The 15,369-nt window shown below is 63.2% G+C and carries 14 protein-coding genes; 4 read left to right on the top strand and 10 right to left on the bottom strand.

The features are described from left to right. Positions 1 to 101: 101 nt before the first annotated feature. The 3 genes from AC4BCN_RS08695 to AC4BCN_RS08705 form a co-directional block, all read right to left on the bottom strand. A complete protein-coding gene (locus tag AC4BCN_RS08695) occupies positions 102 to 545 on the bottom strand; it encodes a DUF192 domain-containing protein (protein WP_139092724.1) in 444 nt (147 codons plus the stop codon). Between the two features lie 130 nt (positions 546 to 675). Further along, positions 676 to 954, bottom strand: a complete 279-nt coding sequence (locus AC4BCN_RS08700; protein ID WP_034751586.1) for a hypothetical protein — start codon at positions 952 to 954, stop codon at positions 676 to 678. 109 nt (positions 955 to 1,063) lie between these two features. Further along, complete coding sequence (locus tag AC4BCN_RS08705; protein ID WP_092715225.1) at positions 1,064 to 1,627, bottom strand: pseudouridine synthase; 564 nt, start codon at positions 1,625 to 1,627, stop codon at positions 1,064 to 1,066. A gap of 280 nt (positions 1,628 to 1,907) precedes the next feature. Here AC4BCN_RS08705 and icd point away from each other — a divergent pair, with 280 nt between their 5' ends. Continuing rightward, positions 1,908 to 3,161 carry an NADP-dependent isocitrate dehydrogenase gene (icd, locus tag AC4BCN_RS08710; protein ID WP_070303844.1) on the top strand — a complete coding sequence of 418 codons (1,254 nt, stop codon included), beginning with the start codon at positions 1,908 to 1,910 and terminating at the stop codon, positions 3,159 to 3,161. Between the two features lie 86 nt (positions 3,162 to 3,247). Here icd and cspE read toward each other — a convergent pair whose 3' ends face one another. Then, a complete protein-coding gene (cspE, locus tag AC4BCN_RS08715) occupies positions 3,248 to 3,451 on the bottom strand; it encodes a transcription antiterminator/RNA stability regulator CspE (protein ID WP_010395943.1) in 204 nt (67 codons plus the stop codon). Between the two features lie 321 nt (positions 3,452 to 3,772). Between cspE and clpS the strand changes: the two genes are divergently transcribed. The 3 genes from clpS to AC4BCN_RS08730 all read left to right on the top strand — a co-directional run bounded on the left by clpS (position 3,773) and on the right by AC4BCN_RS08730 (position 9,892). Next, entirely contained in the window at positions 3,773 to 4,075 is a 303-nt protein-coding gene (gene clpS / locus AC4BCN_RS08720; protein ID WP_034751577.1) for an ATP-dependent Clp protease adapter ClpS, read from the top strand. After that, positions 4,072 to 6,372: an ATP-dependent Clp protease ATP-binding subunit ClpA gene (gene clpA / locus AC4BCN_RS08725; protein WP_490493074.1), complete on the top strand. Its 2,301-nt coding sequence runs from the start codon at positions 4,072 to 4,074 to the stop codon at positions 6,370 to 6,372. The genes clpS and clpA overlap by 4 nt, the downstream gene beginning before the upstream one ends. A gap of 178 nt (positions 6,373 to 6,550) precedes the next feature. Further along, positions 6,551 to 9,892 carry a S41 family peptidase gene (locus tag AC4BCN_RS08730; protein ID WP_490493075.1) on the top strand — a complete coding sequence of 1,114 codons (3,342 nt, stop codon included), beginning with the start codon at positions 6,551 to 6,553 and terminating at the stop codon, positions 9,890 to 9,892. Between the two features lie 5 nt (positions 9,893 to 9,897). On the opposite strand, the gene AC4BCN_RS08735 is transcribed toward AC4BCN_RS08730, so the two are convergent. From AC4BCN_RS08735 to prpR, 6 genes are all read right to left on the bottom strand, one after another. Then, positions 9,898 to 10,617: a LytR/AlgR family response regulator transcription factor gene (locus tag AC4BCN_RS08735; RefSeq protein WP_490493076.1), complete on the bottom strand. Its 720-nt coding sequence runs from the start codon at positions 10,615 to 10,617 to the stop codon at positions 9,898 to 9,900. Continuing rightward, positions 10,614 to 11,387 (bottom strand): sensor histidine kinase, encoded by a 774-nt coding sequence (locus AC4BCN_RS08740; RefSeq protein WP_490493078.1) that lies wholly within the window; start codon positions 11,385 to 11,387, stop codon positions 10,614 to 10,616. The genes AC4BCN_RS08735 and AC4BCN_RS08740 overlap by 4 nt, the downstream gene beginning before the upstream one ends. A 30-nt stretch (positions 11,388 to 11,417) precedes the next feature. Continuing rightward, complete coding sequence (locus tag AC4BCN_RS08745) at positions 11,418 to 11,672, bottom strand: hypothetical protein (protein ID WP_490493080.1); 255 nt, start codon at positions 11,670 to 11,672, stop codon at positions 11,418 to 11,420. Between the two features lie 3 nt (positions 11,673 to 11,675). Then, positions 11,676 to 12,548: an alpha/beta fold hydrolase gene (locus tag AC4BCN_RS08750; protein WP_490493082.1), complete on the bottom strand. Its 873-nt coding sequence runs from the start codon at positions 12,546 to 12,548 to the stop codon at positions 11,676 to 11,678. A 90-nt stretch (positions 12,549 to 12,638) separates the two neighbouring features. Then, positions 12,639 to 13,565, bottom strand: coding sequence for a phytanoyl-CoA dioxygenase family protein (locus AC4BCN_RS08755; protein WP_490493083.1), 927 nt, complete (start codon positions 13,563 to 13,565; stop codon positions 12,639 to 12,641). Between the two features lie 24 nt (positions 13,566 to 13,589). Continuing rightward, positions 13,590 to 15,212: a propionate catabolism operon regulatory protein PrpR gene (prpR, locus tag AC4BCN_RS08760; RefSeq protein ID WP_490493084.1), complete on the bottom strand. Its 1,623-nt coding sequence runs from the start codon at positions 15,210 to 15,212 to the stop codon at positions 13,590 to 13,592. Between the last annotated feature and the right edge of the window lie 157 nt (positions 15,213 to 15,369).

A 15,369-nucleotide genomic window follows, 5' to 3' on the forward strand; every position in this document is an offset into this window, starting at 1 on the left:
CTGGTTGAAAAGCAAAAACCCGCAGATTCGTTCTGGCGGGTTTTTTCGCGTTTTTATTCGGATTTTTAAGACCGCGTCCGCTAGCGGCCGGCCGCCACGGCCTAGCGCAACGCCGGCAAGTTGCCGATGCTCATGCCTGGCTTGATGTTCCTTTGCTTGAACCAGCCCAGATGCATTTCCAGCGCATAGCGCACGGGCACGGTCTTCGTGGAGCAATGGCTGTCGAGCGTGTGCGGCTGCATGTCTTCGATGTTGACGATCTTGCCGCTGGCATCGATAAAGGCCACCGACAGGGGCAGCGGCGTATTTTTCATCCACATGCATTGCGTCGATGGGTTGTCAAAGACAAACACCATGCCCGCATTCGCCGCCATCTTTTCACGGTACATCAAGCCCTGTTCGCGCTGCGCTTCCGTGGCGGCCACTTCCGCCTGGATCAAATGCATGCCGGCCGACAGTTGCAGGCTCCTGGTTTGCGCCTGGGCCATGCTGGCGCAAGACAACAGGGCGATGGACAGGCTGAGACGGCAAAGGGAATTTTTCATGGGGCGGGACGGTGGCTGCGAAGCGGCGATTAAGCCATGCTGGCGGCCGGCTGGTCAAGCATGCTGCCCGGCCGCATCGAAAGCGTGGGGTTACAGCAACATGCTCGCCGCCGTCAGCCCGGGACTGCGCTTATTTCACGGGCTTGCCCGCTTCAGCGGCCGGCTGCTTCGTCTTGCGCGCCTGGGGAATCAGGCGCGGCGCATCGGTTGCGGCCGATGCGTTGACGGAGGCGGACGCCGGCGGCACGGGCTTGCTGGCGTCGGTGGCGGCCGAGGCGTGGCTGGCTGCCGATGCGGGTGGCGGCTTGACGGCATCGGTCGCGGCGGATGCGTGCACCTGGGCGCCCGACTGGGCCAGTGCGGCGCCGGCAAGCAGGGAAGTGGCCACGGTCAGTATTACTTTTTTCATCATCTTTCCTTTTTCGTCATGTTGAGGTCGGATGATTTTAATGCATTATCTAAAAATAAATAGTGCTTATTGGGAAATTCGCTACCGTCGCCGCTCTTTCTTGTGCTGCTTAGGCCTTGCCAATGTTTTCGGCTGGCACTTCGCACCATTCGCCGGGCATCAATGGATGGCTGGCCAGCGAGAACGGGCCGATGGCGCTGCGCACCAGGCGCAAGGTGGGCAGGCCGACGGCCGCCGTCATGCGCCGCACTTGCCTGTTTTTTCCTTCTTTCAATGTGATCGCCAGCCACGAGGTCGGCTTGTCGGCACGCGCGCGGATCGGTGGATTGCGGGGCCACAGCCAGTCGGGCTCGGCGATGCGCACGGCCTTGCACGGCTTGGTGATGAAGTCGCCCAAGTCCAGCGGCGCCTGCAGGCGCGCCAGGCTGGCCGCATCGGGCACGCCGTCGACCTGCACCAGGTAGGTTTTCGCTTCCTTGCGGTCCGGGTGGCTGATCTCGTGCTGCAGGCGGCCGTCGTCCGTCAGCAGCAGCAAGCCTTCGCTGTCGGCGTCGAGCCGGCCGGCCGGGTAGATGCCGGGGATGGTGAGATGGTCGGCCAGGGTGGCGCGGCCCTCCTGCGGCGAAAACTGGCACAGGACCTGGAATGGTTTATTGAAGAGGATGAGTGGCATGCTGGATAAATTGATGTAAACGATGGTGGCTGCTGGTCGGCGCCGCAAAAGCGTGGCGCCCTGTAAGATACTGGTGCATAATGTGAAATGTTAGTCTTATGTCTTATAGAAGACTATAGCGATGTGCTTCTTTGGCGATGCGGATGGCCCGGGTGTTCTTTCCCTGCTAAAGTGCGTTGTTGCCGCCCTGTTCGGACTTGTTTTTGTAAACTCTGCAACCGCAGAGCGCGTCGCCGGCCTGTGTTGCCCGCCAGCGGTGTGCCCCACTTCGGAGATCACGATGTATCAACATATCACTGTACCTGCTGACGGCCAAAAAATCACCGTCAACGCCGATTTTTCGCTGAATGTACCAGATAATCCCATCGTTCCCTTCATTGAAGGCGATGGCACGGGCATCGATATCAGCCCGGTCATGATCAAGGTGATCGACGCTGCCGTGGCGAAGGCCTACGGCGGCGCGCGCAAGATCAGCTGGATGGAAATCTACGCAGGCGAAAAATCGACGAATGTGTACGGCCCCGATGTGTGGCTGCCGGAAGAAACACTGGAAGTACTCAAAGATTACGTGGTTTCCATCAAGGGCCCGTTGACGACGCCCGTCGGCGGCGGCATCCGCTCGCTGAACGTGGCCTTGCGCCAGCAGCTCGATCTGTACGTCTGCCTGCGCCCTGTGCGCTACTTCACGGGCGTGCCGTCGCCCGTGAAAGAGCCGGAAAAGACGGACATGGTGATTTTCCGCGAAAACTCGGAAGATATCTACGCCGGCATTGAATACCAGCAAGGCTCGCCCGAAGCCAAGAAATTGATGGATTTCCTCGTCAATGAAATGGGCGTGACCAAGATCCGCTTCCCGGCCACGTCGGGCCTGGGCATCAAGCCCGTCTCCATCGAAGGCACGGAGCGCCTCGTGCGCAAGGCCATCCAGTACGCGATCGACAATGACAAGCCATCCGTGACGATCGTGCACAAAGGTAACATCATGAAGTACACGGAAGGTGGCTTCCGCGACTGGGCGTATGCGCTGGCGCAAAAGGAATTCGGCGCCGAGCTGATCGATGGCGGTCCATGGTGCAAATTCAAGAATCCAAAGACGGGCCGCGACATCATCGTCAAGGATTCCATCGCTGACGCGTTCCTGCAACAGATTTTGCTGCGTCCGGCCGAATACAGCGTCATCGCCACCCTGAATCTGAACGGCGATTACATTTCCGACGCGCTGGCGGCACAAGTGGGCGGCATCGGCATCGCGCCGGGCGCCAACCTGTCCGACTCCGTCGCCATGTTCGAAGCGACGCACGGCACGGCGCCGAAGTACGCAGGTAAGGATTACGTGAATCCCGGTTCGCTGATCTTGTCGGCGGAAATGATGCTGCGCCATATGGGCTGGCTGGAGGCGGCCGACCTGATCATTTCCTCGATGCAAAAGTCGATCGCCTCGAAGCGCGTCACCTACGATTTCGCCCGCCTGATGGAAGGCGCGACGCAAGTGTCGTGCTCCGGATTCGGCGACGTGATGATCGAGCACATGTAATGGAGGGGCAGGGTGCCGCGCACCCTGCAGGCGAAAAAAAACCCCGTTCAAAAACGGGGTTTTTCACATCTGAGGGCCGGCGATGCTTAGGCTGCTTGGATGTTGGAAGCTTGCTTGCCTTTAGGGCCTTGCGTGACTTCGAATTGAACTTTTTGACCTTCTTTGAGGGTCTTGAAACCGTTCATGTTGATTGCGGAGAAATGAGCAAACAAATCTTCGCCGCCATCATCTGGAGTGATGAAGCCAAAACCTTTGGAATCATTGAACCACTTAACTGTACCTGTTGCCATAAAAAGAACTTTCAAAATTAAAACAAATCACACGAGCCATAAAAGCAAGAAGCTTCTTGCCCCCTCCTCGACGTCTCACTTCTTATCAAGCTGTACATTACTGCAACAGTCGATACAGCATTGTTGGCGGAATAAATAATGAAGTCAAGCGCTTTTCCATCGATATTGCCAAATTCTTCACGACAACCAAAAAAGCAACTCTTGATTTTGGCGGCAAGGTCGCCATCTGCGCACTATTAAGAAAACGCGTAAGATTGAAAACAATTGGAAAGGCGTAGATATTGCGCATGACAACCACTGTGAAAGCATTAGAATAAGCGTATGGCAACCAAGCACGACACAGAAACCCTGCTGGAGCGGCAAGTGCTGAAGCCGCCACCGCTCTACCAGGTGGCCTTGCTCAATGACGACTACACCCCGATGGAATTCGTGGTGGCCATCATTCAGGAGTATTTCAACAAGGACCGTGAAACGGCGACGCAAATCATGCTCAGTGTTCACCGCTACGGCAAAGGAGTGTGCGGCGTGTTCTCTAAAGATATAGCGTGTACCAAAGTGGAGTTCGTTTTAACGCATGCGCGCAAGGCGGGGCATCCCCTGCAGTGCGTGATGGAGGAAGTATGATTGCGCAGGAATTAGAAGTAAGTTTGCACATGGCGTTTGTCGAAGCTCGGCAGGCACGGCACGAATTCATCACGGTTGAGCATTTACTGCTGGCACTGCTGGACAATCCCTCCGCTGCCGAGGTGTTGCGTGCCTGCGCGGTCAATATTGAAGACCTGCGCAAGACCCTCACCAATTTCATCGGCGATAACACGCCGACCGTGCCTGGCACGGGCGAAGTCGACACCCAGCCGACGCTTGGTTTCCAGCGCGTGATTCAGCGCGCCATCATGCACGTCCAGTCCGCCTCGAACGGCAAGAAGGAAGTCACGGGCGCCAATGTGCTCGTAGCCATCTTCGGCGAAAAGGATTCGCATGCTGTTTACTACCTGCACCAGCAGGGCGTAACGCGCCTGGACGTGGTCAATTTCATCTCGCACGGCGTGCGCAAGGACCAGTCGACGGAAAGCGCGAAAGCCTCCGAAGGCGTGGAAGAAGCGCCCGTCGATGGCCAGCCGAAGGAAAGCCCGCTCGACCAGTTCACGCAAAACCTGAACAAGGCCGCTGCCGAAGGCAAGATCGATCCGCTGATCGGCCGCGAGGAAGAAGTCGACCGCGTGATCCAGATCCTGTGCCGCCGCCGCAAGAACAATCCGCTGCTCGTCGGCGAGGCGGGCGTGGGCAAGACGGCTATCGCCGAAGGCTTGGCTTACCGCATCACGCAAAGCGACGTGCCGGAAATCCTGCAGAATGCCGTCGTGTATTCGCTGGACATGGGCGCCTTGCTGGCCGGTACCAAATACCGCGGCGACTTCGAGCAGCGCCTGAAAGCCGTGCTGAAGCAGTTGAAGGACAATCCGAACGGCATCCTGTTCATCGACGAGATCCACACCATCATCGGTGCGGGCTCGGCGTCGGGCGGCACCCTGGACGCGTCCAACCTGCTGAAACCGGCACTGGCGAATGGCCAGCTGAAGTGCATCGGCGCGACCACGTACACGGAATTCCGCGGCGTGTTCGAGAAAGACCATGCGCTTGACCGCCGCTTCCAGAAAGTGGACGTCAACGAGCCGACCGTCGAGCAAACCGTGCAAATCTTGCGCGGCCTCAAATCGCGCTTCGAAGAGCATCATGGCGTGAAATACTCGGCCTCGGCCCTGTCGACGGCGGCCGAACTGGCGGCGCGCTTCATCAACGACCGCCATCTGCCCGACAAGGCGATCGACGTCATCGATGAAGCGGGCGCGGCGCAGCGCATCTTGCCGAAGTCGAAGCAAAAGAAAACCATCGGCAAGGCCGAGATCGAGGACATCATCGCCAAGATCGCGCGTATTCCGCCGCAAACGGTCAACCAGGACGACCGCAGCAAGCTGCAAACGATCGACCGCGACTTGCGCAATGTCGTGTTCGGGCAAGATCCCGCCATCGACGCGCTGGCTTCGGCCATCAAGATGGCCCGTGCCGGCCTGGGCAAGACGGACAAGCCGATCGGCTCCTTCCTGTTCTCCGGCCCGACCGGCGTCGGCAAGACCGAGGTGGCCAAGCAACTGGCCTTCATCCTCGGTATCGAGTTGATCCGTTTCGACATGTCGGAATACATGGAACGCCATGCCGTCAGCCGCCTGATCGGTGCGCCGCCGGGCTACGTCGGTTTCGACCAGGGCGGCTTGCTGACGGAAGCGATCACCAAGAAACCGCATGCGGTCTTGCTGCTCGATGAAATTGAAAAAGCCCATCCGGACATTTTCAATATCCTGCTGCAAGTCATGGATCACGGCACCTTGACGGACAACAATGGCCGCAAAGCCGATTTCCGCAACGTGATCATCATCATGACGACCAATGCGGGCGCGGAAAGCTTGCAAAAGACGTCGATCGGCTTCACGAATTCGAAGCAGGCTGGCGACGAGATGGCCGACATCAAGCGCATGTTTACGCCGGAGTTCCGCAACCGTATCGATGCGACCATCAGTTTCCGCGCGCTGGACCAGGAAATCATCCTGCGCGTGGTCGACAAGTTCCTCATGCAGCTGGAAGAGCAGTTGCACGAGAAAAAGGTCGAAGCCGTGTTTACCGAAAAGCTGCGTGCTTTCCTCGGCAAGAAAGGGTTCGATCCGTTGATGGGCGCGCGGCCGATGGCGCGCTTGATCCAGGACATGATCCGCAAGGCCCTGGCCGACGAGCTGCTGTTCGGTCGCCTGGTCACCGGTGGACGTGTCACGGTCGACCTCGACGACAAGGACCAGGTCTTGCTGGAATTCCCGGAACCGCCGGATGCGGCACCGACGGCTGCACCGGAGACGGTGGAAGTAGAATAATGAACACCGAAGCCAAACGCTATGCAGCGTCGCGATKTCGCAAGTGGCGCGGGTTTTTTTACGTCTTTGTGGGCAATAAAGAAGGTTTTCTTTGGCCTCAGTTATGCCAGAATTGCTGACCGGTATCGACATGATGTCCATGCCGTCTCATCGCCCTGACCGCTATCTGGATGCCCACATGAAAATTTCCCGCACTCTTGCCTTGCTCCTGTTGTCCGCCGGCCTGCTGGCTGACGCTGCTGCCGCGCCTGCCGGCAGCTATTTCCGTTTTCCCGCCGTGCGCGGCGATACCGTCGTCTTCACGGCCGAAGGTGATTTGTGGAAAAGCAATCTGCGCGGTGGCGCGGCGCAGCGCCTGACCACGCATCCCGGCTATGAAACGAACGCGGCGATTTCGCGCGACGGCCAGTGGCTGGCGTTTTCCGCCGCCTACGAAGGGGCGCAGGAAGCGTATGTGATGCCGTTGGCGGGTGGCTTGCCGCGCCGCATTTCGTATGACAATGGCGGCGTGCTGGTGCTGGGCTGGACGGCGCAGGGCGAAGTGCTGGTCAGCACGCAAAATACGGATGGTCCCGCATCGCGCCGCATCGTCGCCGCCATCGATCCCGTAAAACAGACGCGGCGCGTATTTCCCGTGGCCGACGCCAACGACGCCGTGCTCGACGACTCTGGCAAGACGCTGTTCTTCACGCGTTTCGGCCTGGCCATGACCAACGACAATGTGCGCAATTACCGGGGCGGCGCGCATGCCACCCTGTGGCGCTATGAGCTCGATGGCAAGGGCGAGGCCGTGCGCATGCATACGGAGCCTGCCGTGTCGGCGGGCAACAACAAGCGCCCCATGTGGTGGCAGGGCCGCGTCTATTACATCAGCGACGAGGGCGGCAGCGACAATCTGTGGAGCATGCTGCCCGACGGCTCCGACCGCCGCGCCTTGACGACCCACACGCAGTGGGATGTGCGCAATGCGCAGCTGGGCGATGGCAAGATCGTGTATCAATTGGGCGCGGACCTGCAGGTGCTGGACCTGGCGGCAGGCACGGACTCGCCGCCATTGCCGATCATCCTCGTGTCCGACTTCGACCAGCAGCGCGCACGCCAGATCCGTTCGCCGCTCGACACCCTCTCCAACGTGCAGCTGTCGGGCAAGGATGAGCGCATCATCCTCACGGCGCGCGGCAAGGTCAGCATCGCCGGCACGGGCAGCCTGCGCCGGGTCGACATCGCCATTCCGGACGGTGCAAGGGCGCGCGACGCAGTCTTTTCCAGTGACGAGAAATCCGTCTTCGCCATCGTCGACACGAGCGGAGAGAATGAAATCTGGAAGTATGCGGCCGATGGCTCGGGCAAGGGCGAGCAGCTGACGACGCAGGGCGACAACCACCGTTGGAAACTGTATCCGTCGCCGGACGGGCGCTGGCTGGCTCACACGGACAAGAAGGGCCGTTTCTGGCTGCTGGACCTGGCGACCAGGGGCAACCAGTTGATCGACGACGCGGGCAAGGCGGGCGTGGACAAGCACGACGAAGTGCAATGGTCGCCCGACAGCCGCAACCTGGCCATCGTGCGCGTGGCCAGCAACGAGCAGCGCGAGCAGATCGGCCTGTATAACCTTGCATCGAAACAGCTGCAGTTTGTCACCAGCGACCGCTATACCTCCGGTTCGCCCGTGTTTTCGCCTGATGGCAAGTGGCTGTACTTTCTGTCGGCGCGCAATTTCCAGCTGGCCAATGGCTCGCCGTGGGGCGACCGCAACATGGGTCCCGTGTTCGACAAGCGCGTCGGCGTGTATGCGCTGGCGCTGCAGCCGGGCAACCGTTTCCCATTCCAGCCCGACGATGAGCTGAGCCGTCCTGGCGTCAAGCCGCCCGAGACGGACGATGAAAAGGCGGCCGAACAGGCGGCGGAAAAGGCATTGGAAAAGGCCGGCGGCAAGTCGGCCGTGAAAAAGGCGCCTGCCACCTTGCCGGCCATCGTCAACCAGGGCCTGGCCGAGCGTTTATACGAAGTGCCGCTGGCGGCGGGCAACTACAGCGCGCTGGCCGCGGACGACAAACGCCTGTATTTCCTCGAGCGCGACAGCGGCGAGAACAAGTCCAGCCTGAAGACCTTAGCGATTGGCAATACCGGCTCCAAGCCGGAACTGCTGGTGGCCAATGTGCGCGAATTCGACCTGGCGCAGGATAAAAAACATTTGTACTACAGGACGGCGGCAGCCACCGGCCCGGGCGAGATGCTGGTGATCGAGGCGGGCGCCAAGCTGCCGGCCGACCTGTCGAAAGCCAAGGTCAAGGTTGACGACTGGACGTTCGTGTCGAATCCGCGCCTGGAATGGAAGCAGATGTTCAACGATGCCTGGCGTTTGCACCGCGACTTCCTGTACGACGCGAAGATGCGGGGCGTGAACTGGAAGGCGGCGCGCGACAAATATGCGCCGCTGGTCGAGCGGGTCACGGACCGCGCCGAGCTCAATGACGTACTGGGCATGATGGTGGCCGAAGTGGGCGCCCTGCATTCGCAGATCCGTCCCGGCGAATTGCGCCGCACGGAGCAGGAAGGCACGCCGGCGGGCCTGGGCGCCGTGCTGGCGCGGACAAACGAGGGCTACCGGGTCGAGCATGTCTACCGCAGCGAAGCGGAATTGCCGTCGGCGCGCGCACCGCTGTCGCGGCCCGAAGTCGATGTGAAGGCGGGCGACGTGATCACGGCCGTCAACGGCAAGGACGTGCTGGCCGCGCGCGACATCAGCGATTTGCTGTTGAACCAGGCCGACAAGCAGGTGCTGCTGCAAGTCAAACGGAGCAAAGGCGCGCCGCGCGCCGTCATCGTCACGCCCGTCAACATGGCGAAACAGACGGCGCTGCGCTATGGCGACTGGGAATTGAGCCGTGCCGAGCAGGTGGCCGCCGCCTCGCAGGGGCGCATCGGCTACCTGCACTTGCGCGCCATGGGCGCCAATGACATCGCCTCGTTCGCGCGCGACTTTTACGCCAACATCAACCGCGAAGGCTTGATCATCGACGTGCGGCGCAATAACGGCGGCAATATCGACAGCTGGATCATTGAAAAACTGCTGCGCAAGGCCTGGGCTTACTGGGCGCCGCCTGGCGTGCAGCCATCGTCGAACATGCAGAACACCTTCCGCGGCCACCTGGTGGTGCTGGTCGATGAACTCACGTATTCCGATGGCGAGACCTTCGCGGCCGGCATCAAGGCATTGAAACTGGCGCCGCTGGTGGGCAAGCGCACGGCCGGCGCCGGCGTCTGGCTCAGCGACAATACGCGCCTGGCCGACAACGGCATGGCGCGCGTGGCAGAAAATGGCCAGTTCGGTATCGACGGCCAGTGGCTGATCGAAGGCGTGGGCGTGGTGCCGGACGTGGAGGTGGAAAACCCGCCGCACGCCACCTTCAATGGCGCCGACCGCCAGCTGGAAGTGGCGCTCGACATGCTGGCGAAAAAGCTCAAGGAGCAGCCGCGCCCCGCCTTCCAGGCGCAGCCTATCCCCGCGCTGAAGTAAGGCGGCTACAGGCCGCAGGCGGCCTTGAACTGCTGCGCGCGGCGGCGCGACACCTCGACCACGCTGCCATCCTGCAGGTGCAGGGCTAGGCCATCGGCGGCGTTCGGCGCCAGCTGCGCCACCTGCGCCAGGTTGACGATCTGGCGCCGGTTGGCGCGCAGGAACAGGGCGGGATCGAGCTTTTCTTCCAGCTGGTTCAGGGTGCGCAGCATCAGCGGACGCTGTGCGCCGAAATGCACGCGCGTGTAGTTGCCTTCCGATTCCAGCAGGCGGATATCGTCAAACGCGACGAACCAGCAGCGTTCCCCATCCTTGATGAAGACCTTGCGCGGCGCGGGCGGCGGCACGGCTTGCGCCCGCGCGCCAGCGCGCGCCAGGGCCGTGGCCAGGCGTGCCGCCTGCACGGGTTTTTGCAGGTAGTCGAGGGCGCTCACTTCGAACGCCTGCAGCGCGTACTGGTCGAAGGCCGTGCAAAAGATGACGTCGGGCGCCTCGTCGAGCGCGGCCAGCAGGTCGAAGCCGGAGCCGCCCGGCATCTGCACGTCGAGCAGCAGCAGGTCGGGGCGCAGCTTGCCGATCTGCGCGACGGCATCGGCCGCGCTGGCCGCCTCGCCGACGATCTCCACGGCGCCGTGCTGCACATGCGGCGCCAGCAGCCGGCGCAGCTCGGCGCGCGCCAGGCGCTCGTCATCCACCAGCAGCACCTTGAGCGGCGATCCGTTCATGGCGGCTCCGGCAGGTCGATGGTGGCGTAGACCCAGCCCGCCTGCTGGCGCAAGGCCAGGCTGGCGCGCTCGCCGCAAGCCAGCTGCAAGCGCTGGCGCGCATTGCGCAAGCCGATGCCGGTAGAGCCGGACGCGCCGCGCAGTTCGCCCGTGTTGGCTACCTCGATCTGCAGCATGTCCACGCCGGCGCCGCGCTGCGCCGCGATGCGGATATCGCCGCCATCGGCGCTCGCTTCGACACCGTATTTGACGGCGTTTTCCACCAGCGTTTGCACGGCCATGGGCGGCACGCGCACGTGTTCCAGGGCGGGCGCGCTGATCTCGATCGCGAAGCTGACGCGCAGGCGCTCTTCGAAGCGTATCTGCTCGATGGCCAGGTAGGCGCGCACGGCGTCCAGTTCGGCCGCCAGCGGCACGGTGGCATGCTGGCCCGATTGCAGCGCGTGGCGCATCAGCCTGGCCAGCTGGTCGATCATGTGCGCGGCCGCGTCGCGGTCTTCGAAAATCAGCGCGCGCACGCTATTGAGGCTGTTGAAAAAGAAATGCGGATTGACTTGCGCCTGCAGGGCGCGCAGTTCCGCTTCCCTCCCATGCAGCTGCAGGCGCAGGGTTTCCGCTTCCAGGTGGGCGGCGCGACGCAGCGACAGCGCCGTGAAGTAAAACACCGTCCAGGTCAAAAATACCCCGAACCAGAACAGCAGCGCGCCGGGCAGCCAGGCCAGGCCGCGCAGGACATCGGGCGGATACATGACGTGAAAGGCGGCCGTCACGCTGGCCGTCTGGATGGCGGCCAGCAGCGATCAGGACGGCACGACGCGTGTCCAGCGCAGACCGTTCGCCGCCCAGCCGCGCCGCTGCAGGACGCCATGCCACAGGTGCGACAGCAGCAGCCCTCCCAGTGAGCCCCAGCAGGCAATCGCCACGACGATGCGCAGCTGCGAGGAGCCGCCATACACGCTGTTGAACAGGGCGAGCGCGCCCCAGCCGGCCAGCTGGAAGGTCCAGTACCAGTTGATCCTGGCCAGCAGCGGCGGCCGGTGCAAGGGTGCGTTCACCGCTTAGTCCAGGAACTGTTCGATGCGCGCAACCATCCAGTCCGGCTGGTCGTACATGATGAAGTGGCGCGCCGTGTCGGCCAGCGCGATCTGCACGCCGGGCAGCTGTGCATACTGCTGCTGGAAGGTCGCTTCGATGGCGGTGCGCGGCGCGTAATCCTTGTAGGCGATCCAGGTCCCCAGCACCAGGGTCGGCGACTTTATTTTCGCCACGTCCTGGCGCAGGTCGCTGGCCATCAAGGTGCCCATGGCGTTGATGACCGTTTCACGGTCCGAGCGCTGGCCCCAGCCGATGATGCGTTCCACGTCGGCCGGTGCGCTTGCCATGCTGCTTACCGTGCGGCGCTGGCTGGCGGCGTAGGTGGCGCCATCCTGCGCGCGCATGGCCGCTTGCATCTGGCTTGACATGGCTTGCAGCTGCGGCGGCGTGATGGAGGGCAGCTGCGTCGCGCCCAGCGCCGGCAGCGAGTCGACGATCAGCAGCTTGCCCGTCTGCTGCGGATGGTCGATGGCCATTTTCAGGGCCAGGAAGCCGCCCAGGCTATGCCCGATGATGGCCGGCTGGCCCAGTTTTTTCGCCACGATGTAATCGGCCAGCTGTTGTTCCGCCTGCGCCAGCAGGTCGCCGGCGATGGGCGCCACGCCGGCAAAGCCGGCCAGGGTCAGCACGTGGCATTGGCGTGCGGCTTGCGGGCCGCACAGGCGCGCCACCGTGCCTTGCCAGACTTCGCCCGACGACGCCAGGCCGGGAATCAGGATCAATGGGCGGCCCTGGCCCGTGACGTCGACCGTGAAGGCCGCAGGCGCGGCGGCCTGGCTGGCGCTCGCCAGCAGCACGCCGGTGAGCAGGATGCATGTTTGCAGTGTTCGTTTCATGGGGTACTCCTCCTTGACGACCATGCTAGCGGCGCAGGGGGCCGGCTGCCAGCGCCGCGGGATGAACGGCGGCAGGGCGGGATGAGTGGTTCATATCCACACATGCTGGTCCTGGCAATGGTCGGGGAGGTAGGTCAGGTATTGCACCATGCGCGGCGCCGGGCCGCGGTTGGGCGTGGCGCAATGGGGCAGGGCCTGGTGCCAGATGATGAAATCGCCGGCCATGCCGTCGACGGGCACGGGCCGCAAGTTGTCGACGGCCCATTCGCGCGGCTGGCGGCCAGGCGGCACTTGCCGCAGCCAGTCGGCCATGTGGTGCTGGAAGCCGGGCACGCAGTGAAAGGCGCCATGCTGCGCGGGACAGTCGCTCAGGTACAGCATGCCTTGCAGCTTGAACGGTACCGGCTGTTGCAGGCTGACGTCCCAGTGCAGGGCACTGCCAGGAAAGCTGTGCTGCGGCGTTTCCGGCGGATTGAAACTCACCTTGTCGATGCTGGCGTAGATGCCGGTGCTGGTGCCGTGCATTTGCTGGCAGGCGTGGCGGATGTGCGCGCTATGGCGGTTTTCCTCGAGGGCCCGATGGTCGGAAAATTGCAGCATCAGGCCCCGCTTGCCCGGGTGCGGCCGGTACCACGATGCCGGATCATCGGGGCTGGCGCCCAGGTAGTCCCAGATGGCCGCCCGGGCAGCTGCACACTGCGCGCGCGGCACGGCGCCGCGCAGCACCAGATAGCCGTGCTCCTCGAAATGGCGCAGGTCGGCGGCAGACAGCACGTCCTGGTGGGGGCTGGCGGCGTGCGCCGGACGGATGCGCGTGCGGCCAGCCAGCCACGCCTGGAAAGCTTCCAGGGTAGGGCGTTGCTGGAACAGGAACTGCATGGCGTCTTCCATGGAAATGCCGCGCGCATACAGCGCCTTGATGTCCCGGTGGTCGCGCGCGAGTCCCTGGTTGCCGCTCGCGCCACCATGTCCCGTGCAGCGTTGCCATAACTCGTGCAGGTGGGGCCAGTCGTCCATGGTGAGTAGGGAATGGTTGAAAAATCAGCCGGCGCGCAGGCGGCGCCACAGCGTGGTGCGGCTGATGCCGAGGTAGTGGGCGGTGGCGTCGCGGCGTCCGCCGAAGCGCGCCAGCACTGCGCTGGCGCTTTCGTCTTCCTGGCGAGGCGCGGTGGCGGCAGGCTGCGGAGGCAGCGCCGGCGTGCCTGCAGCGTTGGCCAGTTCCGGCGCCACGCCCAGCACGAAGGCGGGCGTGAGAGCCTGCAGCGGTTCGGCGGCCAGGAACAGGGCCAGGCGCTCGGCCAGGTTGCGCAGTTCGCGCACGTTGCCGGGCCAGTCGTAGCGGCGCAGCAGCGGCGCGCAAGCCTGGACTTCCGCGTGCAGATTGGGGTGCGGACGGGCGCCCAGCGCGGCCAGCGCGTTTTTCAGCGACCATTCCGCCAGGCCGGGAATGTCGCTGGCGCGTTCGCGCAGGGCGGGCAAATGCAGGCGCAGCACGGCCAGGCGGTAGAACAGGTCGGCGCGGAAGCGGCCTTCGCGGATGCGCTGCTCCAGGTCGCAGTGCGTGGCGCTGATGATGCGCACATTGATGGCGACGGGCCGCGTGCCGCCCACGCGCACCACTTCGCGCTCTTCCAGCACGCGCAGCAGGCGCGTTTGCAGGGCCAGCGGCATTTCGCCGATTTCGTCGAGGAACAGGGTGCCGTGGTTGGCCGCTTCGAACAGGCCCGCATGGCCGCCCCGGCGCGCGCCCGTGAAGGCCCCGTCCTCGTGGCCGAACAGTTCCGATTCCAGCAATGACTCGGCGATGGCGCCGCAGTTGATGGCGATGAAGGGCCGGTTGGCGCCCAGGCTGCGCGGGCTTTCGCGGTGGATGGCCTGCGCCACCAGTTCCTTGCCGCTGCCCGTCTCGCCCTGGATCAGCACCGTCGCCGGTGAGCGCGCAAACAGCACCACCGACTGGCGCAGCGCTTCCATCGCTTCCGATTCGCCGCGCAAATCGTGCAGGCCGTGGCGCGCGCGCAGGGTGTCGGCGACCACCGCGCGGCGTCCCCGCGTCGATTCGATCTGGGTCAGGCGCGCCAGTTCCAGCGCGTCGTCGAAGGCGCGCCGGATGGCCGTGGCCGAATACACAAAGACGGCGTCCAGCCCGGCTTCTTCGGCCAGGTCGGTGACGAGGCCCGCGCCGACGACGGCTTTCACGCCCGCCGCCTTCAGTTCATTGATCTGCGCGCGCGCGTCTTCCTCGGTGGCGTAGGTGCGCTGCGCGATCTGGAAGCCGAAGGTGGCGGCAAATTCGGCCAGTTCCGGCATCGGGTCCTGGTAGGTGACGACGCCAATGTGCGGCGAGATGCGCCGCGCGCGCGCCAGCGCCTGCATCACGTCGTAGCCGCTGGCCTTGGCGATGATGACGGGCACCGACAGCCGGCCTTTCAGATAGGCGCCGTTGGAGCCGGCCGCGATGACGGCGTCGCAGCGCTCCGTGGCCATGCGTTCGCGGATATGGCGCACGGCGTCGTCGAAGCCCAGGTTGATCGGTTCGATCGTCGCCAGGTCGTCGTACTCGAGCGTGATGTCGCGGAACAGGTCAAACAGCCGCGAGACGGAGACAGTCCAGATGACGGGTTTGTCGCGGTGATCGAGCGGAGGTTGGGGAGGGCGGCGCATGCTTTATTCTAAACGATTTGTTTCATTTTCTTGCCATGCAACGGGGTTGCAACGAACGTGTTGCAAGTGGTCTGTGGCGTTTCAGATATTGCCAATGAGGAATATGAAAAAACCCCGGGAAACTGGTTTATGATCTGACAGCACCATGATGCTTGTG

Source organism: Janthinobacterium sp. Bl 1, assembly GCF_058215535.1.

Bases quoted from the DNA above. Each gene is read 5' to 3' on its own strand.
- clpS (WP_034751577.1), top strand. From the start codon at position 3,773: ATGGCAACCAAGCACGACACAGAAACCCTGCTGGAGCGGCAAGTGCTG.
- prpR (WP_490493084.1), bottom strand. From the start codon at position 15,212: ATGCGCCGCCCTCCCCAACCTCCGCTCGATCACCGCGACAAACCCGTC.
- AC4BCN_RS08750 (WP_490493082.1), bottom strand. From the start codon at position 12,548: ATGAAACGAACACTGCAAACATGCATCCTGCTCACCGGCGTGCTGCTG.
- clpA (WP_490493074.1), top strand. From the start codon at position 4,072: ATGATTGCGCAGGAATTAGAAGTAAGTTTGCACATGGCGTTTGTCGAA.
- AC4BCN_RS08755 (WP_490493083.1), bottom strand. From the start codon at position 13,565: ATGGACGACTGGCCCCACCTGCACGAGTTATGGCAACGCTGCACGGGA.
- icd (WP_070303844.1), top strand. From the start codon at position 1,908: ATGTATCAACATATCACTGTACCTGCTGACGGCCAAAAAATCACCGTC.
- cspE (WP_010395943.1), bottom strand. From the start codon at position 3,451: ATGGCAACAGGTACAGTTAAGTGGTTCAATGATTCCAAAGGTTTTGGC.
- AC4BCN_RS08695 (WP_139092724.1), bottom strand. From the start codon at position 545: ATGAAAAATTCCCTTTGCCGTCTCAGCCTGTCCATCGCCCTGTTGTCT.
- AC4BCN_RS08730 (WP_490493075.1), top strand. From the start codon at position 6,551: ATGAAAATTTCCCGCACTCTTGCCTTGCTCCTGTTGTCCGCCGGCCTG.
- AC4BCN_RS08705 (WP_092715225.1), bottom strand. From the start codon at position 1,627: ATGCCACTCATCCTCTTCAATAAACCATTCCAGGTCCTGTGCCAGTTT.
- AC4BCN_RS08700 (WP_034751586.1), bottom strand. From the start codon at position 954: ATGAAAAAAGTAATACTGACCGTGGCCACTTCCCTGCTTGCCGGCGCC.
- AC4BCN_RS08735 (WP_490493076.1), bottom strand. From the start codon at position 10,617: ATGAACGGATCGCCGCTCAAGGTGCTGCTGGTGGATGACGAGCGCCTG.